The following is a 24,321-nucleotide window of genomic DNA, read 5'->3' as shown; positions in this document are numbered from 1 at the left end:
AAACAATCTATTTTCCGTCCATCCGGCAACTCCGGCAGGAGTTTCCGCTTTTTGGGGTAATCTACTTCATAGATCTATCTCCACACTGAATCATCCCAGGAGGTGACTGTCGAATGAACATGGACCGTTATCGGGTCGGAAGCGACAACAAGCTCAGGCTGAAAAGCTACGATCCCGAAGATACCGCCGGATTCGAGGACAAGGAAGAAGTTGAGGAGAAATTCAGAGACCTGCTGGAGAGGCTGGCCGAGCAGCAGGACCGCCTCTTCGCCTCCCGCAGCGACGGCGTTCTCGTCGTTCTCCAGGGCATGGACTGCAGCGGCAAGGACGGCGTCATCAAGAAGGTGTTCGGAGGCATCAATCCCGGCGGCTTCCGCGCCTACAGCTTCAAGAAGCCGACCGAGGAGGAGAGCGCCCACGATTTTCTCTGGCGCACCCACAAGGATGTCCCGGCCAAAGGCTACATGGCCGCCTTCAACCGTTCCTACTATGAAGAGGTGCTCATCACGCGCGTGCATGGCCACGTGAGCGACAAGGAAGCGCGCCGCCGCCTGAAGCAGATCCGGCACTTCGAGGAGATGCTGACGACGCAGAACGTGCTCGTCGTGAAGATCTTCCTGCATATCTCTCCCGAATTCCAGCTGGAGAAGATCCGGGACCGGATGGAGAATCCGGAGAAGCTGTGGAAGTTCGATCCGACTGATCTTCAGGAGCGGCAGTACTGGAAGGAATACACCTCCGCCTATGAGGATGCGATCCGCCGGACGGCGACCGACGGCTGCCCATGGCATATCGTCCCGTCCAACAACCGCTGGTTCCGGAATTATCTTGTGCTTCGCATTCTTGTGGAGGAGCTGGAGAAGCTCGGTCTGGAATATCCGAAGCCGGAGCTGGATTTATCCGCTTTTCCGATCGAGGAATCCAGCCTGGAAAAAATAGAGGCGGAAACCTGAAAACAAGCAATTGTCCCTCCTTCTTCTTGCGTGATGCACAGGGCATTCATTCGTACATCTATGCTGATTCGCTTGCAGGTTTATTTTATCAAACATCTGGCGCAGCCATTCCCGACCGATGGGAGGAAACCGCTAAACTGCCGGCGAATTCGGTAACGCTGGCTGCCGGCGAGCATGAAAGCATTCGGAGCAGATGGAAGGAACCAACTGCGTCGGACTGGCATGGCCTGACTTGAAAGAGGAGGAATTCAATGACGAATGGGATGGAATCGGCGATGACGGCCAAGCCGATCATCGAACGGGAACGATGGCAGGAGATGGGCGATGAACAGCTGGTTACGGCTTGCATCGGGCCATTGCTCGCCCAGCTCCGCGGAGCTTCTGAAGGGGATAAAGCAGCCGCCTATCGCAGCCTTTCACCGGAAAGGCAGAATATTTTCATGCTGCGGGTGCTGGACGGCCATGCCCGCGGCTCGGCCTGGGAGTATTATGCCTGGACCGGGCTGCTGCTTCAGTCGCCGGAGCAGTGGGCTGCCATTCTGGCGGCGCTGAGGCGGATCGGATCGCTTGAGCTGCTTGAAGCGCTCGCGGATACGGCAGCTGTGCATCGCAAGCGGATCGGCCAAAATGCCACCGGCGCCGAAGCATCCGAGCTCTGTGAAGCCGACGGGCCGCCCAAGCCCCTCCCCGCGGCCAAAGCATCGGATCTCGACAACGATTCCGAGCTGGCGGCGGAAATCGCCGGTCTCTATGAACTGTACCGCTCCCTTGTTCCCGAAGCCTACAAGCTGGCTGCGAAATCGATCCGCCGCGAGCCGCAGGCCTATCTATCCCATGTGAGCTCAGCTGAAGCGCCTTGAATAGATCATCGCCTCTTCGCCCATTCTACCGAGTGGAAGGAGGGGGCCATATGAGCACAGCTAAAAACCGCCGTGAAAGCAATTGGAAGCAGCGCAAGCAAAACCAGCAGCCGCACGGCAAAATCAAATCGCTCGAGGAATATGCCGACGAGCTCGGCGTTTCCCAGGCTGAAGGCGTGTCTTCGTCTCAGCCGCCGACCCCGTAAGGTCCCCTTGTCCAGCCCGCGCCGCCCTCTATGGCAGCGCGGGTTTTTCATGCTAAAATAGGTCTTAAAGCTGCCGGAGCCCCGGAATTGAAAGGAAGACGACCCATGAACGACACGCTGCTGTCCTATACTCTCACCGATGCTTCGCTTGACGATCTCCCCGCCATCGTGGCCATTTACAACACGACCATACCCGGAAGGATGGTGACGGCGGATCTGGAGCCGATCTCGACCGACGCCCGAATCCAGTGGTTTCACGAGCACTCGGCGGAGCGCCGTCCGCTGTGGGTGCTGAAGGACGGCGAACATATCGTGGCTTGGCTGAGCTTCCAGTCCTTCCATCCGCGCGCAGCCTATGACGGCACCGCCGAAATCAGCATCTATCTGTCGGAGGCTCTGCGCGGCCAAGGAATCGGGGGGTCGCTCCTGCGGAAGGCTATGGAAGCGTGCCCGGCGATCGGCGTCCATACGCTGGTCGGCCTCGTGTTCGGGCATAACGAACCGAGCCTTCGCCTGTTCGAGAAGCATGGCTTCGGACAGTGGGGACGCCTCCCGGATGTCGCCATCCTGGACGGAATCAGCCGCGACCTTGTGTACGTGGGCCGCAAGGTTTAACGAGCGGAACCTCGGCAAGCGGCTGCTTGCTCGACGATCTCGCCGACCTTCTTTTTCGGCATTCATTTGTCCAGCCAAAAAGCCGTCTGGAAATGAAGGGACCATTAAAGGCCCTTCATTTCCAGACGGCCAGTTTCAGGTACTAAGGGCTGATGCTTTCTCCCCGAGATCGACTCAACCGATCCGGACCACCTTGCGACCTTCGGAGCGTCCGGCAATCAAAGCCTGAGCCGCTTCAGGAACATCGTTCAGCTCCACCTCGCGGATGAGCCGCTCCAGGCCGCGGGGCTTCAGATCTCCTGCCATCCGCTTCCATAGCTTGGTCCGCAGCTCCTGCGGCGCCCACACCGAATCGATGCCGCAGAGCTGCACTCCCCGCAGGATGAACGGGAAGACGCTTCCGGTCAGCTCCGAGCCTCCCGTCAAGCCGCAGCAGGCGGCTGTTCCGCCGTATTGGATCCGGCTCAGCACATTCGTCAGCATCGCCCCGCCTACGCAGTCGACCGCTCCCGCCCACCGCTGCTTGTCCAGCGGCCGCTGCTCTGCCGGCAGCAGCTCCTCGCGGTCCAGTATCCGGGCTGCTCCGAGCTCCCTCAGCAAGCCGGCGGCTTCCGGCTTGCTGGATACAGCCTCGACTTCATAGCCGAGTCCTGCCAGCATGGAGACGGCGAGCGTGCCCACGCCGCCGCTGGCTCCGGTCACGACGACCGGGCCGCTGCCCGGCTTCACGCCTCCGTCCTCCAGCTTCTGGATGGACATCGCAGCCGTCAATCCCGCTGTCCCGAGAGCCATCGCCTCGCGCTGGGTCAGCCCTTTTGGGAGCGGCACTGCCCACTCCGCCGGTATGCGGGCGTATTCCGAATACCCTCCATGCTGGCTCACGCCGAAGCCATGGCCTGTGACAATCACCTTTGTTCCTGGCGGCAGCTTGCGTGCGGAGCTTTTCTCCACGACGCCTGCCGCATCGATTCCGGGGATCAGAGGATACCGGCTGACGATCCGCCCGTCCGGCTCAAGGGCGAGCGCATCCTTATAGTTGATGCTGGAGTAAGCTACCCGGATCAACAAGTCCCCTTCCGGCAGCTTCGCCTCCTCCATCGTCTGCACGGCCGCCTCCACGTCTTCATCCTGCTTGTCCACGATCAGCGCTCTGAATTGAAGCATGACGTCCCCTCCCTGGAATATGATGACCACTTAAGATTACCCTTATTTTCCTCCCGTAGCCGCACGGGGTCAAGACCAGCCTCTTCTAATGGAGGATAGCCCGAAAAGCCCGGGTTGCCCCGAGCTTCTATTCAATCGTCTTGGTGGAAAACAACCCGGTTGCGGCCATCTTTCTTCGCTTGATACAGGCATCGGTCTGCTTCCCCGTACAAAAGCAGGAAAAGCTTGTCCCCATCCATCGGCTTCAAGTCTGTCGATGCGCCGCCGATGCTGACCGTCAGTCGGATTTCCCTGCCGTCATCAGCATGCACCTCGGCTGCCATGACAGCCGTTCGGATGCGCTCGGCAATCTCCTCCGCTTTCTTGGCCCCGGCGCCCGGCACCGCGACCGCGAACTCCTCGCCGCCGATTCTCCCGAACATCGCGGTGCCGTCCACGGCGCTCTGAGCCGCTTCCGCAAATGTCTGCAGCGCCAGATCTCCGTTCTGATGGCCGTAGCGGTCGTTGATTTCTTTGAATAGATCCAGATCCATGATGAGCAGGCTGAACGGCCGCTCGTTCTCGGCGCAGAGCGCGAGATGGCGCTGCGCCCTTTCGATGAAGCCGGTGCGGTTGTACAATCCCGTAAGACCGTCTATCGCCGCTCTCCGGCGCAGGTCCTTCTCGACCTTTTTGGATTCCGATATATCGCTGATGACGCTCAGCGTTCCATAGAAGTCCCCCCGCCCCGACACGAGCGGAGTGACATTCACCTCCAGCCAGATATCCTCGGATCCCGGCCGCCTGAAGCGAAGCCTCGCCTCGGATTCGACCCGTCGTTCATGAGCTTCCGACCATGCTTCGGCATCCGGTATCAGCTGCTCCAGCAGCAGCCCCCGCCAGTCCCCTCCTGGCGTCCCGCCCGCTCTGGCAATGAGCCGGGAAGCGGATGCGTTATGATCCATCACTCTCTGCCGGGTATCGAGCACCACGATGCCGTCCTTCATGATCTCGAACAGCTTGTTCCGGGCAATCGGGACGACATGGAGCACTTGAAAGCGATAGAGGCTCCAGAAAATAAGCAGGCCGGCCGGAAACGTGGAGAAAACCAGCGCGCCAAGAATGCCTTGGGACAAGGCAGGATTAGCCAGCCTCACATTAATGGATACAAGAGGAATGAGCACCGCTCCGATCAAGCCCAGGAGCCGGCGCCGGTCTGTGCCTGCAGCCGTCAGCCAGGTGCGGAAGAGCACGGCGATGCCGAGAACTTGGCTGGCCGAGCTGTAGGAGATGAACATGGAGCTCAGCGCCGTCCTCTCGATCTCCAGCATGCCGTTGGCGCCGATCCTCACGGCTGTGCGCATGAGATGATGATAGTCATTGGTGAAGAGGAGCAGAATCGCCGCTAACGGAACCAGGGAGGCATAGATGATGGGACGGATTCGCGCGAACCGCTCGTACCGCGAATGGGCCAAAGCCAGAAACAAGCTGAGCACGGGATAGATGAACATCGCAATCTGCGAGATGTTGCGCCATAACACCTTGGTCTGCAGCTCCGGCATGACGTATTGCATCAGCGAGGCGAAGCTGAACACGGCGGAGAGAACCATCATGGCGATATATATGGAAGTGCCGGGCACCCGCCTGTACGGCATGATCAGCAGGATAAGCGCGATCGGAACGCACGCGGCGGCCAGGTATGTCCAGGTCATACGCATGATGTGATAACCCCCTGGTCGAATTCTAGCAGATAATGGAGAAATAGAAGTTAGAGATGGGATTTCAGACCCATGTATATATGGAGCGAGGCCTACTCTATTATCCTCTATTATTATGAGATAACTGTAAGATAGGAAACGGAGAACGCATAATAGAAGTGCCTGCGTCAATTAAATGCTTTAACGCATTAATACAATAACTAATCGCCGATTTATTCGGCCAACGTTAAAATAAACTTAAATTCTTGTTAATTATTACTAGACAAAGAAGATTAGGAGAAGTATTCTTTTATCACACACGAGAGATGAGAGATTCCATGTCGAATAATGTCACGTTATCTTTCATTTTTCGTACGCCTTCCAAGGGGAAGGTCAACACACTTATAGAAAGAAGGTACCTGCTTGCAGAAGTCCCGCCGTAAAATCATTCTGACCGCTTTGTCCACCACGCTGTCTGCCGCGCTGCTGCTTCAGCCGCTCGTGGCCCAAGCCGCTGCATCGCCTGTCTCCTCTGGTATTTTGGCCCAAAGCCTGACCAAAGGAATCGACGCCATGATTTCTTCCCGCCTGGACACTTCGTCCAGCAAACCTGTCAAAGTTATTGTCCAGCTGGACGGAGCGACGATCGCCGAGGGCAAATACGCCGCGAAAATGGGCGTTAAATCCCTCAGCACCGAAGCGACCGAGAGCGCGATCAGCCGCCAGCAATCCGGTGTCATCGCCTCTGCCAAGAAAAGCGGGATCGATCTTAAGGTCACCTACCAGTTCGATACGGTGCTGAACGGGATGGAGGTCGAGCTTCCGGCCAACCAGATTCCGGCTCTCGCACAGATTGCAGGAGTCAAGTCGATTTATGAGAACCGTACTTATTATTCCATTCCGACTACAAGCTCCCCTACTGCGACCGAAACGACATACAAGTATGACATCAATCCGCTCAAGCAGATCGGCGTTCCCGAGGCTTGGGATGCAGGCCTGACGGGCAAAGGCATCAAAGTCGGCGTCATCGACACCGGCGTAGACTACCTTCATCCGGATCTGAAAAATGCCTACAAAGGCGGCCATGATTCCTACTTCAACACGGATGATCCTTACGAGGAGTCCCCGGACGAAGAAACCGGCAATGCAGGCACCTCCCATGGCACGCATGTATCCGGCACGATCGCTGCCCGCGCAGAGAACAACTCCGAGATCGTACATAAAGGCGTTGCCTACGAGTCCGATCTCTATGTCTACAAGGTACTGGGCTTCAATAAAGAAACCGGCCGCTCTTCCGGCTCCTCGGCGCAGGTCATCGACGGAATCGAGCATGCCGTACAGGATGGGATGGATGTCATCAACCTGTCCCTAGGTTCCGATGATGCCAAGGACGCATTCACTCCCGACTCCATCGCGATCAACAATGCGGTTCTAGCCGGCGTCGTAGCCGTTGTAGCCAACGGCAATAATGCCCAGGGTTCGGAGCAGTACTACTACTCCATGGGCTCCCCGGCTTCCAGCCAGCTGGCGATTTCCGTCGGAGCCGCCACTAGCCCGAGCAATCATTACGGAGCATCGGTCAGCGCTTCGGTCTACAACTCCACCGGCACCACGGTTGCGGGCAGCGTGTACGCCAACAATGCCCTGAACGTCATGGGCTGGTATACCGGCAGAGAGGACTTCGCCTCCTTGATCGGAAGCGAGGAGCAATCCGCCGTTTACGCCAATCTCGGAGCCGAGGCGGATTACAAAGGCCTCGACGTAAAAGATAAAATTGTCTTCGTTTCCCGCGGCACGCTGGCGTTTGTCGACAAAATCGCCATCGCCAAGGAGCATCATGCCAAGGCTATCGTCATTTTCAACGGCAATGCGCTGACAACCGATGCGAATACGGCCAATCTGAGCGAAAGCATCGCGGGACGCAATTCCTGGATCGGCCCGACGGCCTATCTGGGCGACAGCCTGCAGTTCATTCCTGCCTTTGATCTCGAAGGATCCAAAGGACGTGCGCTGGCTCGCTTCCTGAAAGCCAACCAAGGCTCCAGCCTCAAGCTCGCTTTTGATTCCATCTATCCAAAAACGGTGGATCAGGGCGACCACATGGCCGACTTCAGCTCGCGCGGCCCGAATTCGGACGGCATTCTCGGCATCAAGCCGGACTTCTCCGCACCGGGCGTGAACATCCTGTCCACTTGGCCGGCATACGGCAAGACGAATCCTGACGCCAGCTATGCGGAAGCCTACAACCGCATCAGCGGCACCAGCATGGCAACGCCGCATGTTGCCGGACTCGCCGCCCTGCTCCAGCAGGAGCATCCGGATTGGACTCCTTTCGAAATCCGCGCGGCACTCGCTAATACGGCAGATCCGATCTCCGATGCGGAAGGTACGTTGTACGACGTTTATTCCCAAGGAGCAGGCCGCGTCAACATCGCGGAAGCGATCAAAACTCCTGCCGTTCTGCAAACGGTCGAACAGCTTGTTCTCTACGACAAAGAGATGAACCCGGTTCCGACGACGAACTACGGTGACAACGCCAGCTTTGGAGTGATGAAGGCAGGCAGCGATTTCAAGACGATCGATCTGCAGGTCAACAACACCTCAGATGCAGCGGTTACTTATAACGCCACCTACTCGCTTAATAACGAAGTGACTGGCGATCCTTATTCGGACAGCCCGGTCAATACTCCGGACAACAGCAAAATCAAAGTGTTGTTGGATGGTCTCGTCAATGGCACGATTTCCGCCAGCGCAGGAAGCAAATCTGCTTTCTCTCTGAGCGTAGCTCCTCAAAAGGATGCGCCCGAAGGCGTCTACGAGGGACAAGTTGTCCTGACTGCTGCAGGCCTGCCGACGCTTCACATCCCGTTTGTCGTCCATGTCGGCGATCAGAAGCCTGACACCGGCTACGGCATTCAGGATCTGACGCTCTCGACTCGCCAGCTCTCCCCTAACGGAGACGGCATCAACGACTTCATGGACATCTCGTTCCGCCTTGCAGCGGAAGGCATGAACTACTACCAAATCACCATCAGCGACATCAACGATGATACAGTCGGCTATATTACGTACAACGACGCTTACTCATCCGGTTCCGTCCTCGAATCCAAGGTCTATACAAGCCGCTTCGACGGTACCTATAAGATCGATGACGAGAAAGGAAACACAACGACAGCGCAGCTGAAGGATGGCCAGTACGGCCTCAGCGTTGAAGCTTATAAGATCGTCAAAGGCAAAATCGCAGCCCAAACGATCGGCTACCTTCCGTTCTCCGTAGCCCGTACGACGACCGGCCCGATCTTCTTCCCTGGCGTGGGCGCAGTCGCTCCGACTCCGGCGCCGACTCCGGCAGCACCTAGCCTTTCCCTGAAGGCTGTCGTTGGTCAAGGCCAACAGCAGGTCGCCGTCAAATCCGCGACCGCGTCCGAAGCTTCCGCAACGGTTACTACGGTTACCTATGCGGATCTGCAAGCCGCAATCGGTACCGGCACGACCAAGCTGGCTCTTGTCGTCAGCGCGGCTGCCGAAGCCGGCAAAGCTTCCAAGCTGAGCCTGCCTGCGGATCAAGTACAGCTCCTGTCGACTGCACCTGCAGGAAGCTCGCTCTACCTGACCACCGGTACGGAAACGCTTGAGCTTCCGCTCTCGCTCCTGAAATCCGTGCCTGCAGGAAGCGGTTTGGAGCTCGTCATCCAAAAGGCTGCCGGTTCCAAATTCGCATCGGCAACAGTCGTCGGCACTCCGGTAACGTTCCAGGTGAACGTCGTGACCGGATCCAGCTCCAAGGAAATCGCTGTGCCTGCATCGACCTTCATCAAGCGCTCGTTCACGCTGGACAAAGGCGTATCGGCTGAAAAAGCCGGCGTCCTGTTCCTCGAGAACGGCAAGGAAGCACCGGCTCCAGCCGTATTCACTGCAAATGAAGACGGAACGACGACCGTTGTCGTGAACCGCCCTGGCTTCTCCACCTACGCCGTAGCCAAGAAAGCCGTCGCGTTCAACGACATCTCCTCTTCGTGGGCTCAGAGCCGCATCCAGGCTCTGGCTGAGAAGCTGCTGATCAACGGCACGTCCGCTACGAAGTTCTCGCCGAAGACTTCCGTCACCCGCGCCGAATTCGCCGCGATGCTGACGCGCGGCCTAGGCCTCAGCACGACGACCGCTGCTCCATTCACCGACCTCAAAGCCGGCGCATGGTACAGTGATGCTGTCAATGCTGCTTATGCAGCCGGCCTGATCAACGGCTACAACGACAGCACGTTCCGTCCGGACGGCATCATCAGCCGCCAGGAACTGTCCGTCATGCTGGCCAAAGCCTCCACTCTGCTTGATATCAAAGCAACGGGCGGCAAAATCAGCACGTATGGCGACGCTGCAAGCTTCGGCGCCTTCGCGAAGGACAGCATTGCCTTCGTAACGGCGGCAGGTCTCATGGAAGGCTCCTCGGCGAACGGTTCCACCGTGTTCCAGCCGGCTGCTCCTACGACCCGCGAAGCGGCCGCAACCGTCATCTACAAGCTGCTTCAAGGCGGCAAGCTGATCTAAGCTTGCTCGTCCCGACACCTGATCCCCGACGGGGATCAGGTGTTTTTTTATTGCAGGAAATACATTCCTCTGCGTTTAAGATAAGAATGATTCCAAAAAGCTTGAGGCCGACAATTTTGTCCGATACTATAGTCATTCAGTAAAACAACCACTACCGCTATGCGGATAATCATGAACGGAGCGTGCAAGATTGGCTAAAGAATCTTCATCCACGCCAACAACTGAAGGAGGAAAGCTCCGAAGAGGCTTGAAGGCCAGACATATGGCCATGATTTCCCTCGGCGGCTCTATCGGCACTGGACTGTTCCTGGCCAGCGGCGGGGCGATCCACTCGGCCGGAGCCGGCGGCGCCTTGCTTGCCTATGCGCTGATCGGCATCATGGTTTATTTCCTCATGACAAGCCTCGGCGAAATGGCGACCTACATGCCGGAGTCCGGCACGTTCAGCACCTATGCCAGCCGGTTCGTCGATCCATCCCTCGGGTTCGCGATGGGCTGGAATTATTGGTACAACTGGGCGATCACGCTGGCGGCCGAGCTTGCTGCCGCAACCCTCATCCTGAAATTCTGGTTCCCGGACAGTCCCTCCATCCTCTGGTCGGCTGTCTTCCTCATCCTGCTCGTCGGCTTGAATCTGCTGTCGGTCCGGGTATACGGGGAATCGGAGTTCTGGTTCGCCATGATCAAGATTGTCACGATCCTCGTGTTCATCGTGCTCGGCCTGCTCATGGTGCTCGGCATCTGGCGCGGCGAGAGCGGCGATGTCGGCAGGCTGACCGAGACGCCGTTCCCGAACGGACTGCTCGCCGTCATGGGCGTCTTCATGGCCGCCGGCTTCTCGTTCCAAGGAACGGAGCTGGTCGGAGTCGCTGCCGGCGAGAGCGAGGACCCGCGCCGCAACGTGCCTCGCGCGATCCGTACGATCTTCTGGCGCATCCTGCTGTTCTACATGGTGGCCATTTTCATCATCGGCCTGCTCATTCCTTACACCGCTCCCGAGCTGGCCAGCGACGAAGTCCGCATGAGTCCGTTCACGATCGTGTTCGAGAAGGCGGGCCTCAGCATCGCGGCATCTGTCATGAACGCTGTCATCCTGACCTCGGTGCTCTCGGCCGGCAACTCCGGCCTATATGCCTCGACCCGCATGCTGTGGGTGTTGGCCAAGGAGGGCAAAGCTCCTCGCTGGCTGGCGAAGATCAACCGCCGCGGAGTGCCGTTCGCCGCGCTGCTCGTGACGAGCGCCTTCGGCCTGCTCGCCTTCCTCGCCTCCCTGTTCGGCGACGGCGTCGTGTATGTCTGGCTGCTCAACGCATCCGGCATGTCCGGCTTCATCGTCTGGCTTGGCATCGCGGTGAGCCATTACCGCTTCAGGCGTGCCTGGAAAGCCCAGGGCCGCTCGCTAGACGAGCTGCCTTACCGGGCCAAATGGTATCCATTCGGACCTGTTCTCGCCATGATCCTATGCATCGTCGTCATCGGCGGGCAATTCGTCGGCGGCATCGGGGACGGCAAGCTTGATTGGGGCTTCATCGTCGCCTCCTACTTCGGCTTGCCGCTATTCCTAGCTATATGGCTCGGTCATAAATGGAAGCATAAGACCAAGTTCCTCAAGCTGGAGGAATGCGATCTGACATCGAGGCAGGAATAAACGAAGAGAGCGCCCGTCAAGGAGCGCTCTCTTTCTTTTTTGTCCGAAAATAAGAAATCAGATTATACGTCAATCCGAATCCAAACCAGGATATATGGATGAAGCTGTTGCCGTCAAAAGGATGAAAATCAGGGTCCTGCACAAAGAAGGCCGACCTGTAATAAAGGCAGAGATAGAACCCGTAGAGCAGAACAGGCGTTACCCACAAGCTGACCGAAGTCCAGGTAATAAATCGGTTCCTTTTCATGGTTTGCCTCCCGGTGAACTCCAATCCAGGAATTCCACATCCATCCATTTCATCCTGCATCAGCAAATCCTGCCTGTCGATCTCCTACCGGTTGTCTACCTTCTCCGGATACAGATCGAGGTTCATCATCCGGTATTCCGCCATCTGCTCGTACTTCGTGCCCGGCTTGCCCCAGTTGCAGTAAGGATCGATGGAAATGCCGCCGCGCGGAGTGAACTTGCCCCACACCTCGATGTAGCGGGGCTCCATCAGCTTGATGAGATCGTTCATGATGATGTTCATGCAATCCTCGTGGAAGTCGCCGTGATTGCGGAAGCTGAACAGGTACAGCTTGAGCGATTTGCTCTCGACCATCAGCTTGTCGGGAATGTAGGCGATATAGATCGTAGCAAAGTCCGGCTGGCCTGTCATCGGGCACAGGCTCGTGAACTCGGGGCAGTTGAATTTGACGCGGTAGTCCCGGTCCGGATGCTTGTTGACGAAGCTCTCCAGCACCTCCGGGGCATACGTGGAAGGGTACTTCGTCCCTTGATTGCCCAGCAGCGTGACGCCGTCCAATTCGGCTTGCGAGCGTCCTTGTTGTTCGTTCATTCAGTATCGTCCTTTCTGGATTTCAATTGATCTATTATGGTTAGGCGTACCTGCAGCCTGTCTCTCTTGCTCTACGTTCAAAGAGTATCCGGAGCGCTCCATTGCCGGAGCATTCCTGCGCCCCTATAATGAAGAGAACTGATTGTCCATTCCAAGATCATACCGGCAAGGAGCATCCCCATGAAAATCCGTTTCGCCGCCGCGGCGGTCATCGCCGCGCTCGTTCTTTCGGTCATCGTGTTTTTGATGCCGCCGTCCGAATCGTACAACGACCCGGATACGTTCTGGCATATCGAGGTCGGCAAATCCATGCTGGAGGCCGGCAAGGTTCCGCATACCGCCATCCATACCTTTTACGGCGACGACAAGCTCCCTTATGTTCCGCATGAGGTCGGGTTCCAGGCCGTCATCGCGCTGCTGTACGATGCCTTCGGCTGGGCCGGCACTTACCTGCTTACCGCGGCCTGCATGATTATGCTCGTGCTCGGCCTCTACCGCATGATGCTCGTCTCGCGCAAGGAGCTCGGACTGCCGTCCCGCGGCCGCGAGCCGATCCTGATGCTGCTGTTGCTGCCCGTCATGTGGGGGATCTACGACATCTACTTCACGACCCGTCCGCAAATGATCTCGGCGTTCCTCATCGTCTGGTTCTTCGTCTTCCTGCGCGAATTCCAGATCAAGCCGGCGGCCCGCTGCATGGTTCTGCTCCCGCTCATCTCGCTGCTCATCGCCAACTTCCACTCCGGCGTCTGGCCGGTCATCATCGTGTTCATGGGCATGGCGCTGCTGGAGAGCCTCGTCACCCGCAAGCTGCTGAACCGGCGCATCGGCTGGCGGTGGCTGGTCGTTGCGGTCACGGTCATCGGAGCCGGCTTCCTGAATGCAGCAGGACCGAAAAGCATCTTCTTCATCCTCACCGTGACGCACGGCAACTTCAACCTGCTCATCAACGAATGGAAAGCCATCCAGTTCAACAGCATGGGCAATCTGGCCGCGACCTGCATGCTGCTGGCATTCGTCGCGCTGCTGCCGTTCTCGATCCACAAGCGGTTTTTCCGCTTCATCTTCATGATGGGCATCTTTTTCCTAGGCGTGTCCAACTACAAGTATCATTTCTTCATGTGGCTGTTCGTCCTGTACTTTGCTGCGGCCGTCATCGAGTCGGTTCCCGGCCTGCGCCGTTTCCGGCTCAGTCTGAGCGTGAAGCCGCTGATCATCGGCCTCGTTCTGGGGCTCGGCGTGAACGTCATCTACAACTTCCAGCATACGCCTCAGCCGAACTCCTACAAGTACCCGGTGAAGGAAATGGACTACATCCTAGAGCATTTCCAAGGCCCTGCGAGGCCGAAGGTCATGACGCTGTACGGCTCCTCCGGCTATGTCATGTTCCGCGGCGGCGACGTGCTGGCGGACGGACGGCAGGACCCGTTCATTACGGACGCGACCAAAACGGTCTTCGGCTGGACCGCCTTCGAGCAGTCCATGTACGGCTTCCCGGTGTACGTCACCGACCTCGTGGATGCCAACCATCCCGACTTCGTCATCGTCACCCGCAAAAACGCCTCCAGCCGCTTCTATACGACCTGGCTGAGCAAGTACGGATCGCCGATCTATTCCGGCGACTACGGCTCCGTCTTCCAGGTGAACGGGCAAAAGAAGCTGTCCTGATGGCGGCAGGGCCAGGTGCAGCTGATTCCAAAACCTGACTCTTCCACATCTCTTCCGCCATGATTCACAGCCTGGCCTGCCGGAATGCCGGCAGGCGCAATGAACTAGAGCCGGATTGCCCTCGATCTTATTCAAGCTCGCGAAGCATCGCCTCAACGGGCTGAATGATTCATGCCCTCCCTATGCTTGGGGAGGGCTTTCTTTTGCTCTGCCGCGGATACATCTGCCGGCTCGACCCAATCGCTACACGCCGCGCTTGTTGCCCCACAGCCAAGCATGGAGCTGAGGCAGCACGCGTACGCGGCTCCACTCCGGATCTTCCATGACCATATCCACCAGCCGCTCGTAACGGGTCGCCAAATAATCGCGGAGCGCAGCCGCATCCGGCTCTTCGAGCCGATCGTTGCCGGCTTGCAGGAACATCGGAATCCCCGGCAAGCGCCGATGAACCTCCTTCGCGTAAGCGAGATCCGCCCCGTCCATGATGACCACCTTCAGCGACGGAAGGCGGCCGGCCTCCGTCAATTTATCCGCGATATCCTCCAGCACCGCCCAATCCGTCTCCATCCCGGAGCTAGGCGGCTTCGGCGACAAGGTGAGCTCGTCAATATCCACGAACCAGTCCTGCCAGCGGCTTCCTTGCGTCTCGAGAGCGACAAGCGCTCCGCGCGAATGCAAGAGGTCGACCAACCCGCCGAGAGGACGGAGCAGCGCCGGATTGCCGCCCGAGAGCGTGACATGGCCGGGCGTTCTGCCGCCTGCCAGCCGTTCGAGCTCCCCGGCGATTTCCGCGGGCTCCATCCAGCGGATCTCGTCCTTCGCCGATCCGTCCCAGGTAAAGGCGGAATCGCACCAGGAGCAGCTGTAGTCGCAGCCCGCCGTCCGGACGAACATCGTCTTGACGCCGATGACCATGCCCTCGCCCTGCACGGTAGGCCCGAAAATCTCCAGCACCGGGATTCGTCCGCGAACGGAAGGCTTCGCCGCAGCGCTTGGACCTGCCGAGGCGGGCACCAGAGCCGCTTGCCTGTCCGCAATGCCCGGACCGGAAGCAGGTGCGGATGGAGCCTGCTCCGAGATGCCCGAACCGGCGTCCACAGCGGATGGAGCCTGCTCCGAGATGCCCGAACCGGCGTCCACAGCGGATGCACCCTGCTCTGCAATTCCCGAACCAGCGGCAGCTGCGGATGCAGCCTGCTCCGAGATGCCCGAACCCGCGGCAGGCGCGGATGCACCCTGCTCCGCCGCTCCCTCTCGGCCGACTCCGATCCGCGCCCCGCTCATCGGACGGCCTCCGGACGGTAGATGACGTAGCTGGACGGCGTTTCCCGCAGGAACACCTGCAGGCATCGGGCGCCGTTGCCGCGGCGGTCCAGCTCTTCCTGCACGAGCTGCCACACCGTGCGCGCCACGACTTCGGTCGTCGGGAACGACTCCGGGTCGTCGGCAGGCTCCGAGCCGAAACACTCGTCGTCGTTGAGCAGACGGTGGTCGAACCGGTCGCGGACAAGCCGTTTGACCTCCGAGAAATTGACGAGAAAACCGCAGTCGTCCAGCTTGTTCCCTGCAACCGTCACATCGGCGTAATAGGTATGTCCGTGCACGCGGCTGCAGCTGCCCGCCTCCTCGGCGGGAATATAATGGGCCGCTGCAAAATGGAACTCCTTATGCAGCTCATAACGGAACGAATGGGGTGGAGAAGGATAAATGGTGTGCATCACTGGAGCTCACCGCCGGCATCCGCTCTTGCTTCGTCCCGCTTGCCTGCAGCGATTGCAGCTGCTCCGGCTGTCGCGCCCATGCCTTCTCTCTCCGCTCCGCGCCGAGCCAGATAACGCTCCAGCCCGTTGCGGCGCAGCTTGCAGGCCGGGCATTCCCCGCAGCCGTCGGCAGGCACGCCATTGTAGCAGGTCAGCGTTTTTTCCCTGACGTAATCAAAAGCTCCCAGCCGGTCCGACAGCTCCCATACCTGTTCCTTGTCCAACCACATGAGCGGCGTCTCGATGACGAAATTCTCCTCCATCGCCAGGTTGAGCGTCACGTTCAGCGACTGGATGAAAATGTTCCGGCAATCCGGATATCCGCTGAAGTCCGTCTCGCATACTCCGGTGACGAGCGTGCCCGCTCCGACTCCTTTGGCCAGAACGGCCGCGAACGACAGGAACATCAAGTTGCGTCCCGGCACGAACGTATTGGGGAGTCCTCCCGCTTCGGGAGCATCCGCTACCGCGAGATCCTCCCTAGTCAGCGAGCTCGGAGCGAGCTGCCCGAGCAGGCTCATGTCCAGCATATGATGGCGGATGCCGAGTTCCGCCGCTATGGATGCGGCGCATTGGAGCTCCAGCGCATGGCGCTGTCCGTACCTGAAGGTGACGGCCTCCACTTCCTCGTATCGTTCCAGCGCCCAGAACAGGCAGGTCGTGCTGTCCTGGCCTCCGCTGAAAACGACGACCGCTTTGCCTTTTCTTTTTTCCAATCCGTTCATTTGCTTCAACTTCCCCTCTCCATGATGGCCGAAGAGAGAGCAGCGATTAACTCCATATCTCTGGATCCCGAGCCGTACGGCTCTGCCGCTTCGAACAAGCGTCGGCGGCGTCGCACCAAAGAAAACGGCGGAAAGCATGCCCCTGATGACAGAGGCTGCTTTCCGCCGAACGCAAAACACACGGATCCCCGCGGGAATCGTGCGCCTTGTAGTTTTTTATAGAGGGAGTTCGCGAACCTCTCCCGGGCGTGGCTGGCCAGCGCCGCCTTCCCGGACTTCGTCTTCGGTTGTGTTTCTTGCCCAGCTAGCATACCACAGAGTATTCCGGGGCGCCACGGCTTGCAGCAGAGAAGGCTTTCTCCATGGAAGGCGGGCATCGCGGGGGCTGGGAAACGGGCGGACTTATGCTATAATTAGCCCCATTCAAACCATGCCGCCCGTACAGGGCCGGAGAAAGGAGAGGGTCATCCGCCATGAAGGCCGGCAGCTTCTACCGCACCTATATCCGCAACAACCTGTTCACCAAGCTGCTCGCCACCTTCTCGGCCATTGCGGTGCTGGCGATCGTAACCCTCTCCTATCTGCTCTACGCGGTGATGGCGGGCTCCATCGAGCGCGACATTCTCGGCAACCAGCGGCGCGCCATGGAGAGCGTCAGCGGTTATCTGACCGCCAAAAACGACTCGGTTCAACGCATGGTCTCCGACATTTACCAGGACACGGCCCTCTCGCAAAACGTGTCGTATCTGCTGGAGCATCCGTTCGCGGATTACTTCCGCTTCCGCATCGACCGTTATGCGGACGAGCCGCGCGCCGGCTTCGGCAACGCGCTGACTTACTTCCAGCGCAAAGCGGAAGGCGACGCCGACATCCGGGACCTGCTGCTGTACAGCTCCGGCGTCCAGTATCTATACGCCTACCGGAGGGAGGGCAATCCCCAGCTGCTGCAACTGAACTCGGCGCTGTCCTACATTCCCGACGCGATGGCGCTCGAAACGCCGCCGGTAAGCCTTCCAAGCCCCTGGGTCCGTTCCGGCCTCGGGCTGGAGGACAAGCGGCTGTACGCGGTCCGATCCGCGATCAACGATTCCTCCACGCTGCAGAACATCGGACAGCTGCTCGTCTATTACAGCTCCGACGGCATCCAGCGGGCGCTGGCATCGTACGCGGACGTCCTCAAGGGCTACCTTCTCGTGCTGACGCCGCAGGGACAGGTCGTGTTCGACTCCTCGGGCGCCTACTACGGCAAGGTCTATCCGTACGCTTCCCGGATCAGCGCCCTATCCCCCTCTGCGGAGCTGGAAGAAACGTCGCTCGTATCGGTGCTTCCCGAAAGCGCGGCAGGTTTCAACGTCGTCAGCGTCGTTCCCAAGTCTGAAATAAGCGAAGCGACGGAAAGCATGCGGCGGACCGTGCTCGGCGTAAGCGCGGTGTGCATCCTGTTCGCGGTCGCCCTTCCCTCGATCGCGGTATTCAGCGTCGCACGCCGGACGGGAAGCCTGGTCCGCCTCATGAGACGGGTCGAGACCGGCGACATGGCCGGCCGCATCCACGATCCCCGCGGAGACGAGCTCGGCCAGATCGCCAGCGGCTTCAACCGGATGCTCGACCAGTTGGACCGCCATATCGAACAGGAATACAAAGCGGAAATCAGGCAGCGGAATACAGAGCTGTCCGCCCTGCAGGCGCGCATCAATCCTCATTTCCTCTCCAATACGCTGGAGGTCATCCGGATGAGGGCCGTCTCGCAAGGCGCGGACGACGCCGGGGAAATGATCTACAGCCTGTCCGTGCTGTTCCGCAGCATGGTCAGCAGCCAGAGTATCGTGCCGCTGCGGGAGGAGCTGGAGCTCGGGAGGCAGTACCTGGAGCTGTTCCGGATCCGCTACAAGGACCGGTTTTCCTATGGAATCGAGATGGCGGGCCATATCGGGGGCCGCGGAGTCATCAAGCTGTCGCTGCAGCCGATCATCGAAAATTACATTGTGCACGGTCTCGACCCGGAGCGCGGCGACAACCGGTTTTTCATCAAGGCCAAAGCTGTCCGCGGAATGATCGTCATTACGCTCGTCGACAACGGCCGAGGCATGGAACCGCAGCGGCTGGAAGAAGTGCAGCGGAGCCTGCGGATTCCGCTTCCGGACGAGGCCGAAGGCTCGTTCGGCCTGCACAGCGTGTCGGAGAGGCTGAGGCTTGTCTATGGGCCCGAAGCCGGCCTGTCCATCGCCGGCGAGCCTGGCCAAGGAACGACGGTCATCATCCGGTTCCCGGACGAACTCGAGGAGGAGAGAAGCTGATGTATCGGGTCATGCTCGTCGATGACGAGCCTTTTATTGTGGAAGGCCTGCAGGATGCGATCGACTGGTCGGCCTTCGATCTGGAGATCGCCGCGGTCGCGGGCAGCGGCAAGGCGGCGCTGGAGCTGCTGAAGAAGCAGCCCGTCGATCTGCTCGTCACGGATATCACGATGCCCGGCATGTCCGGGCTCGAGCTGATTCGGGAAGCGCGGGCGATTGTGCCCGGAATGAAAGCCATCATCCTGAGCGGCTACAACGAGTTCGACTATCTCAAGGAAGGCATGACGCTCGGCATCGAGAACTACCTGCTGAAGCCCGTCAACTTCAAGGAGCTGCGGGCGACGCTGGCTGCGACGGCAGCCAAGCTGGACGCGGAGGAGGAGCCTTCCGAGCTCTCACTGTCCGAGGAAGAGATCGGCATTCTCAAGGACCGCATCCTCTACCGCTGGATGCGCGGCGAGATCGATCCCGCCGAGCTCGCCCAGCGGGCGGAGCTGCTCGGCCTGCGGCTGGACAGGCCGTGGCTGACGTCGGCCGTCGTCCGCGGAACCGGCGAGAGCGTCTCCGCGTTGAGGAAGCGGGTCCGCACCCTGCTGCCGGCCGATTCCCGCTCGCTCAGCTTCGCCGACCTCGACGGCGACCTCGTCCTGCTGTTTCCGTCGGATACGGCAGATGCGGGAAGAGCAGCCGCCCGGAGCGCGCTGGAATTGTTGTCCGCAGCCGGAGGACTGCGCCTCTCGCTCGGGACGGCGGAGCGGATCGGCGCGCTGGAGCAGCGCAGCTACGCGCTCGCGAAGAAAGCCCAGGATTATCATCTGCTGCATGAAGGCAGTCCGATTCTGGACGCCGCCGACCTGCGCGAGCAGCCGGGAAGCGGCGAAGCGCTGGAGATCGGCAATGGCGACTACTCCCGCATGCTGCTCGCCCGCGATACGGACGCGCTCTATGGCCGCGTCGACGAGGATTTCCGCCGTTTCCAGCGGCTTGAAGGCGCAACGCCGGAGCTGCTCCAGAGCGCGGCGATCGAGCTGGTCGTCGCGTTCCGCCTGGAGCTGCGGGATATGCGCGGCGGCGAGCAGGCGCAGGAGGTGCTGTTCCGGTTCAAGAAAACGCTGGACCGGATCGGCAAAGCCTCCTCCCTGGAGGAGCTGACGGATGCGGTCAAGGCTTACGCGCATTTCACGATGGAGCAGCTGCAGCGCAGCGACCGCGTGCCGGTCGTGAACCAGGTCATCCAGTACATTGCCGGGCATTACCGCGAGGCGCTGTCGCTGAAAACTCTCGGAGCCGCGCACCGCATCCATCCGGCTTATCTGGGGCAGCTGTTCAGCAAAGAAACCGGCTCCGGCTTCTCCGAGTATTTGAACAAGTACCGGATCGAGAAGGCGAAGGAGCTGCTGAAGGATACCGACGACAAGGTGGCGGATATTTCCCGCGAGGTCGGTTACGTGGAAACGGGATATTTTTACAAGCAATTCAAAAAATATGTGGGCATCTCGCCCAACGAATATCGGGAGCTGCGGCATTAGCAGCTCTCTTTCTTTAGTTTCGACACCGGATTCATAATTTGTCGCCTATTTGTAACGGCTTTCATCCGGTAAGGTGAGGATAAGCAGTTCAACACAGACAGAAGCAAAGGGAGGATTCACCGGCATGAAAAAGAGATCCCCGAAAGCCATGGGCGCGATCGCCCTCATCCTTACCGCAGCCTTGACCGTAACGGCCTGCGGCAAAAGCGGCGGCGCCGCGGAAGGAACCGCAGAAAAACCGGTCAACCTGATCTGGTACACAATCGGCGTTCCGCAGAAGGATACCGACAAGGTCATGGCTGAAGTCAACAAATACACGGCCGAGAAAATCGGCGCGACCGTTACCCTGAAGCAGATCGACTTCGGCGACTACAGCCAGAAGATGGGCGTCATGACCGCTTCCGGCGAGCCGATGGACATTCTGTTCACCTCTTCCTGGGCTTTCGACTACGTGCAGAATGCCCGCAAAGGCGCCTTCTACAAAATCGACGACCTGCTGAAATCGGATGGAAAAGGCATCGTGGACACGCTGGACCCGGCCTTCCTCGAAGGCTCCAAAGTCGACGGCCACAACTACGGCATTCCGGCCAACAAAGAGCTGCCGGCCCAGACGGTCTACCGCTTCAACAAGCAGAACCTGGACAAGCTCGGCATGGACTTCAAGAACGTGAAAACGCTCGAGGACCTCGAGCCGATCCTGAAGGCGAACAAGGAAAAAAATCAAGGCGTGCTGGGGCTGAAGATGGACAACAACTTCACTCCGTTCGTTCCTTACGACTACATCATCCAAGGCCTGCCGATGGCTGTCGCGCTCGACGGCGACAACAGCAAGATCGTCAACGTGCTCGACACGCCGGAGATGAAGCAGGCTCTGACGACGATGCACAGCTACTACAAAGCAGGCTACATCTCGCCTGAAGCGGCCACGACCACCTCGACCAACGATGTCGAGAAAACCGGCAAATGGCTGATCGACCTCGCGACGACCCAGCCGCTCGCCGACAACACCTGGAGCGCCAGCCTCGGCTACCCGATCGAATCGACGCCGGCCGGCCCGTCCATCATCTACAACTGGTCCGTCATGGGCTCCATGCAGGCGATCTCGGCCAACTCCGAATATCCGGAGAAAGCGATGCAGTTTCTGAACCTGCTCAACACCGACGCCAAGCTGCGCAACATGGTCGACTCCGGCATCGAGGGCACGCACTACAAGATGACCGGCGACAACCGGATGGAGAACCTTCCAGAAGCCAAAAACTACGACATGCCGACCTTCTCCCTCGGCAACGTCATGCTCACGTACCTGAACCCGGGCGACCCGGACAACAAGTGGGACGAGTTCAAGAAATTCAACGACGAAGGCAAAAACGCTCCTACGCTCGGCTTCAACTTCGACACCTCCAAGGTCGCGAACGAAATCGCCGCTCTGCAGAATGTCAAAGCCGAGGTATGGGCTCCGCTCATGACCGGCACCGTCGACCCTGCCGGCTACCTGCCGCGCGCCAACGAAAAGCTGAAAGCGGCCGGCCTCGACAAGATCATCGCCGAAGCCCAAGCCCAGCTGGACGCCTGGAAAGCTTCGAACAAGTAAGAACGCAACCACTCCGGGCGAAGGCAGTTTCTTCGCCCGTTTTCTTTTGCCTGAAAACGCACGCATGAAAAGGAGGCAACCCCATGAAAGGATTGGCCGGCTTCTTCCGCGACCTGGGCCGCAACAAAGCGATTCTGCTGATGGTGCTGCCGGGAGCGCTATGGTTCCTCATCTTCTCCTACATTCCGATGGCCGGAACCATCCTGGCCTTCAAGGAGTACCGGATCAGCCGCCACGGCTTCCTCCGGAGCGTCCTCGACAGCGACTGGGTAGGACTGTCGAACTTCAAGTTCCTGTTCAGCACCAGCGACGCCTGGGTCATCACCCGCAACACGCTGCTCTACAATATCGTCTTCATCGTCCTCGGCCTCATCGCCTCGGTCGCCATGGCGATCGTACTCTCCGAGATCGTCAACAAACGCCTGTCCAAGCTGTACCAGACCGGCATGTTCCTGCCCTACTTCCTCTCCTGGGTCATCGTCGGCTACTTCGCCTTCAGCTTCCTCAGCCTGGACAAAGGCCTGCTCAACCAGATTCTCTCCTCCATCGGAATCGACCCGGTCAACTGGTACAACAACCCGGCCTATTGGCCGTTCATTCTTGTCTTCATCAGCCTGTGGAAGGGAATCGGCTACAACAGCGTCGTGTATCTGGCGTCCATCATGGGCATCGACCGCTCCCTCTACGAGGCTGCGATGATCGACGGCGCGAACAAGTGGCAGCAGATCCGCAACGTCACGATTCCGATGCTGAAGCCGCTCATGACGATTCTGACTCTGCTGGCCATAGGCAAGATCTTCTACGCCGACTTCGGCCTGTTCTACCAGGTGCCTCGGGATTCCGGCACGCTGTACTCTGTCACCAACGTCATCGACACCTATGTCTACCGCGGCCTGAAAACGACCGGCGAGTTCGGCATGGTCACGGCTGCCGGCCTCTACCAGAGCTTCGTCGGCTTCACTCTCGTGCTGCTGTCCAATTGGGTCGTCCGCCGCTTCGACAAGGACAACTCTCTGTTCTGAAATGCGGCTTCGCCGGTTGCCGCGCATGAGGATGACTGCTGGAATGCGGCTTCGCCGGTTGTCACGCAAGAAGGGTCACTGCGAAAGCTGCGGGTTCTTCCGATCGCTCTTGCCCCCAGGTTAGTTGGTTGTGGAGTTGGCGGTGCTAACCCGGGGGCAAATGCGAGCGCTCCGCTTCTCCAGAATCCCGCCGCCTTCTCCGTCCTCATGCGGACTTGAGACCAGGCCTTGCCATTGCAACGGAGCGCCGCAGACGGCTCTCCAGCTTACGGATGCGGCTTTCGCCGGTTGTCATGCATGAAGGATGACTTCGAAGGCCGCGGGTTCTTCCGATCGCTCTTGCCCCCAGGTTAGTTGATCGAGGAGTTGGCGGTGCTAACCCGGGGGCAAATGCGAGCGCTCCGCTTCTCCTGAATCCCGCCGCCTTCTCCGTCCCCATGCGGACTTGAGACCAGGCCTTGCCTTTGCAACGGAGCGCCGCAGACGGCTCTCCAGCTTACGGATGCGGCTTCGCCGGCATTGCCTCTCCGTCCCAGCTTTGCCGGCATTGCCTCTCCATCCCAGCTTCGCCGGCATTGCGACTCCGCCCCTCAGACAGCCGCTTTGCAGGACAGGCTTGACTGTCTGAAGCAGCCGGTTCGGGCTTAAGCCGCAGGTTGTGCAGGCTTCGCCTGTCTACCCTTCGGATTCACCCGCTTCGCTGCGCGGGCATTGCATTCCAGATCCGGCTCCACCAGGTTGTGGCGTCGAGCTTGGCTGTCCAGTCTTCGTCGACTAGGCTTCGGCCCTTTCTACCCTGCCTGCCCCCGCCTTCCATGTACTCGGAAGGCGGCCCTCCTATTAATAAGGGGGAGGGCGGCGGTTGGGGTTTTCAAACCGGGGAGCGGAGCGGGCAGAATCGTTCTGCAGAAGCTTTGCCGGCGACCTTGGCGCCCATCGGAGATAGGGTGCGGGTGGGAGATGGCGAAGCGTTCCCCTTTGAAGACCGGATGCTGACCCTGATAAGGGGTAGGGAGATGAAGAGCATTCGGGGTTCAACAGGGATCGGAGGAATGATCTGCCGGCGGAGCGGATGGGGTTTGAAGGTGTTTTGCCTTTGCCTTTGCCTTTGCCTTTGCCTTTGCCTTTGCCTTTGCCTTTGCCTTTGCCTTTGCCTTTGCCTTTGCCTTTGCCTTTGCCTTTGCCTTTGCCTTTGCCTTTGCCTTTGCCTTTGCCTTTGCCTTT

At 59.2% G+C, this 24,321-nt stretch carries 18 protein-coding genes and 1 riboswitch; of the genes, 11 read left to right on the top strand and 7 right to left on the bottom strand.

Annotated features, from left to right (window positions below; genetic code table 11):
• Positions 1 to 113 precede the first annotated feature (113 nt).
• From ACLBWT_RS13605 to ACLBWT_RS13590, 4 genes are all read left to right on the top strand, one after another.
• Complete coding sequence (locus ACLBWT_RS13605) at positions 114 to 953, top strand: PPK2 family polyphosphate kinase (protein ID WP_447663639.1); 840 nt, start codon at positions 114 to 116, stop codon at positions 951 to 953.
• Between the two features lie 251 nt (positions 954 to 1,204).
• Positions 1,205 to 1,813 (top strand): hypothetical protein, encoded by a 609-nt coding sequence (locus ACLBWT_RS13600; RefSeq protein WP_447663637.1) that lies wholly within the window; start codon positions 1,205 to 1,207, stop codon positions 1,811 to 1,813.
• A gap of 50 nt (positions 1,814 to 1,863) precedes the next feature.
• Positions 1,864 to 2,019, top strand: coding sequence for a DUF6254 family protein (locus ACLBWT_RS13595; RefSeq protein WP_447663636.1), 156 nt, complete (start codon positions 1,864 to 1,866; stop codon positions 2,017 to 2,019).
• 105 nt (positions 2,020 to 2,124) lie between these two features.
• Positions 2,125 to 2,634 (top strand): N-acetyltransferase family protein, encoded by a 510-nt coding sequence (locus ACLBWT_RS13590; RefSeq protein ID WP_447663635.1) that lies wholly within the window; start codon positions 2,125 to 2,127, stop codon positions 2,632 to 2,634.
• Between the two features lie 174 nt (positions 2,635 to 2,808).
• Here ACLBWT_RS13590 and ACLBWT_RS13585 read toward each other — a convergent pair whose 3' ends face one another.
• Both ACLBWT_RS13585 and ACLBWT_RS13580 read right to left on the bottom strand, forming a co-directional pair.
• Complete coding sequence (locus ACLBWT_RS13585) at positions 2,809 to 3,798, bottom strand: oxidoreductase (protein ID WP_447663634.1); 990 nt, start codon at positions 3,796 to 3,798, stop codon at positions 2,809 to 2,811.
• Between the two features lie 131 nt (positions 3,799 to 3,929).
• Entirely contained in the window at positions 3,930 to 5,495 is a 1,566-nt protein-coding gene (locus tag ACLBWT_RS13580) for a histidine kinase N-terminal 7TM domain-containing diguanylate cyclase (protein ID WP_447663633.1), read from the bottom strand.
• Positions 5,496 to 5,897: 402 nt separating this feature from the next.
• Here ACLBWT_RS13580 and ACLBWT_RS13575 point away from each other — a divergent pair, with 402 nt between their 5' ends.
• Both ACLBWT_RS13575 and ACLBWT_RS13570 read left to right on the top strand, forming a co-directional pair.
• A complete protein-coding gene (locus ACLBWT_RS13575; protein ID WP_447663632.1) occupies positions 5,898 to 10,019 on the top strand; it encodes a S8 family serine peptidase in 4,122 nt (1,373 codons plus the stop codon).
• Positions 10,020 to 10,281: 262 nt separating this feature from the next.
• Complete coding sequence (locus ACLBWT_RS13570; protein ID WP_447663631.1) at positions 10,282 to 11,667, top strand: amino acid permease; 1,386 nt, start codon at positions 10,282 to 10,284, stop codon at positions 11,665 to 11,667.
• Between the two features lie 331 nt (positions 11,668 to 11,998).
• Here ACLBWT_RS13570 and queF read toward each other — a convergent pair whose 3' ends face one another.
• The gene (gene queF / locus ACLBWT_RS13565) at positions 11,999 to 12,505 is read right to left on the bottom strand and encodes a preQ(1) synthase (RefSeq protein ID WP_021880380.1); all 507 of its coding nucleotides are present in this window, start codon (positions 12,503 to 12,505) and stop codon (positions 11,999 to 12,001) included.
• A gap of 180 nt (positions 12,506 to 12,685) precedes the next feature.
• Between queF and ACLBWT_RS13560 the strand changes: the two genes are divergently transcribed.
• A complete protein-coding gene (locus ACLBWT_RS13560; RefSeq protein WP_447663630.1) occupies positions 12,686 to 14,173 on the top strand; it encodes a hypothetical protein in 1,488 nt (495 codons plus the stop codon).
• 243 nt (positions 14,174 to 14,416) lie between these two features.
• Here the strand turns inward: ACLBWT_RS13560 and queE are convergent, their stop codons facing one another.
• The 3 genes from queE to queC form a co-directional block, all read right to left on the bottom strand.
• Positions 14,417 to 15,187: a 7-carboxy-7-deazaguanine synthase QueE gene (gene queE / locus ACLBWT_RS13555; protein ID WP_447663704.1), complete on the bottom strand. Its 771-nt coding sequence runs from the start codon at positions 15,185 to 15,187 to the stop codon at positions 14,417 to 14,419.
• Between the two features lie 266 nt (positions 15,188 to 15,453).
• A complete protein-coding gene (locus ACLBWT_RS13550; RefSeq protein ID WP_447663702.1) occupies positions 15,454 to 15,891 on the bottom strand; it encodes a 6-pyruvoyl trahydropterin synthase family protein in 438 nt (145 codons plus the stop codon).
• Positions 15,891 to 16,658 (bottom strand): 7-cyano-7-deazaguanine synthase QueC, encoded by a 768-nt coding sequence (gene queC, locus ACLBWT_RS13545; protein WP_447663629.1) that lies wholly within the window; start codon positions 16,656 to 16,658, stop codon positions 15,891 to 15,893. The genes ACLBWT_RS13550 and queC overlap by 1 nt, the downstream gene beginning before the upstream one ends.
• A 202-nt stretch (positions 16,659 to 16,860) precedes the next feature.
• Positions 16,861 to 16,904, bottom strand: a riboswitch (PreQ1 riboswitch).
• A gap of 227 nt (positions 16,905 to 17,131) precedes the next feature.
• Here queC and ACLBWT_RS13540 point away from each other — a divergent pair.
• The 4 genes from ACLBWT_RS13540 to ACLBWT_RS13525 all read left to right on the top strand — a co-directional run bounded on the left by ACLBWT_RS13540 (position 17,132) and on the right by ACLBWT_RS13525 (position 23,097).
• Positions 17,132 to 18,955 (top strand): sensor histidine kinase, encoded by a 1,824-nt coding sequence (locus tag ACLBWT_RS13540; RefSeq protein WP_447663628.1) that lies wholly within the window; start codon positions 17,132 to 17,134, stop codon positions 18,953 to 18,955.
• Positions 18,955 to 20,484 carry a response regulator gene (locus tag ACLBWT_RS13535; RefSeq protein WP_447663627.1) on the top strand — a complete coding sequence of 510 codons (1,530 nt, stop codon included), beginning with the start codon at positions 18,955 to 18,957 and terminating at the stop codon, positions 20,482 to 20,484. Before ACLBWT_RS13540 ends, ACLBWT_RS13535 begins: the two co-directional genes overlap by 1 nt.
• Positions 20,485 to 20,608: 124 nt before the next feature.
• Complete coding sequence (locus ACLBWT_RS13530; protein ID WP_447663626.1) at positions 20,609 to 22,075, top strand: ABC transporter substrate-binding protein; 1,467 nt, start codon at positions 20,609 to 20,611, stop codon at positions 22,073 to 22,075.
• 83 nt (positions 22,076 to 22,158) lie between these two features.
• Positions 22,159 to 23,097: an ABC transporter permease gene (locus ACLBWT_RS13525; protein WP_021880223.1), complete on the top strand. Its 939-nt coding sequence runs from the start codon at positions 22,159 to 22,161 to the stop codon at positions 23,095 to 23,097.
• A gap of 1,034 nt (positions 23,098 to 24,131) precedes the next feature.
• On the opposite strand, the gene ACLBWT_RS13520 is transcribed toward ACLBWT_RS13525, so the two are convergent.
• Positions 24,132 to 24,321: hypothetical protein (locus ACLBWT_RS13520; protein WP_447663625.1), on the bottom strand; the 190-nt coding region annotated here is incomplete at its 5' end.

The organism is Paenibacillus sp. D51F, assembly GCF_053345695.1.
Note: the sequence above shows the minus strand (reverse complement) of the source record. Positions and strands in the feature narration are given on the sequence as shown.

Excerpts from the sequence above, each read along its gene's own strand:
- ACLBWT_RS13585 (WP_447663634.1), bottom strand. The coding sequence starts at position 3,798 with ATGCTTCAATTCAGAGCGCTGATCGTGGACAAGCAGGATGAAGACGTG.
- queC (WP_447663629.1), bottom strand. The coding sequence starts at position 16,658 with ATGAACGGATTGGAAAAAAGAAAAGGCAAAGCGGTCGTCGTTTTCAGC.
- ACLBWT_RS13590 (WP_447663635.1), top strand. The coding sequence starts at position 2,125 with ATGAACGACACGCTGCTGTCCTATACTCTCACCGATGCTTCGCTTGAC.
- ACLBWT_RS13600 (WP_447663637.1), top strand. The coding sequence starts at position 1,205 with ATGACGAATGGGATGGAATCGGCGATGACGGCCAAGCCGATCATCGAA.
- ACLBWT_RS13540 (WP_447663628.1), top strand. The coding sequence starts at position 17,132 with ATGAAGGCCGGCAGCTTCTACCGCACCTATATCCGCAACAACCTGTTC.
- ACLBWT_RS13605 (WP_447663639.1), top strand. The coding sequence starts at position 114 with ATGAACATGGACCGTTATCGGGTCGGAAGCGACAACAAGCTCAGGCTG.
- ACLBWT_RS13595 (WP_447663636.1), top strand. The coding sequence starts at position 1,864 with ATGAGCACAGCTAAAAACCGCCGTGAAAGCAATTGGAAGCAGCGCAAG.
- ACLBWT_RS13535 (WP_447663627.1), top strand. The coding sequence starts at position 18,955 with ATGTATCGGGTCATGCTCGTCGATGACGAGCCTTTTATTGTGGAAGGC.
- ACLBWT_RS13560 (WP_447663630.1), top strand. The coding sequence starts at position 12,686 with ATGAAAATCCGTTTCGCCGCCGCGGCGGTCATCGCCGCGCTCGTTCTT.
- ACLBWT_RS13550 (WP_447663702.1), bottom strand. The coding sequence starts at position 15,891 with ATGCACACCATTTATCCTTCTCCACCCCATTCGTTCCGTTATGAGCTG.
- ACLBWT_RS13570 (WP_447663631.1), top strand. The coding sequence starts at position 10,282 with ATGGCCATGATTTCCCTCGGCGGCTCTATCGGCACTGGACTGTTCCTG.
- ACLBWT_RS13530 (WP_447663626.1), top strand. The coding sequence starts at position 20,609 with ATGAAAAAGAGATCCCCGAAAGCCATGGGCGCGATCGCCCTCATCCTT.
- ACLBWT_RS13525 (WP_021880223.1), top strand. The coding sequence starts at position 22,159 with ATGAAAGGATTGGCCGGCTTCTTCCGCGACCTGGGCCGCAACAAAGCG.
- ACLBWT_RS13580 (WP_447663633.1), bottom strand. The coding sequence starts at position 5,495 with ATGCGTATGACCTGGACATACCTGGCCGCCGCGTGCGTTCCGATCGCG.
- queF (WP_021880380.1), bottom strand. The coding sequence starts at position 12,505 with ATGAACGAACAACAAGGACGCTCGCAAGCCGAATTGGACGGCGTCACG.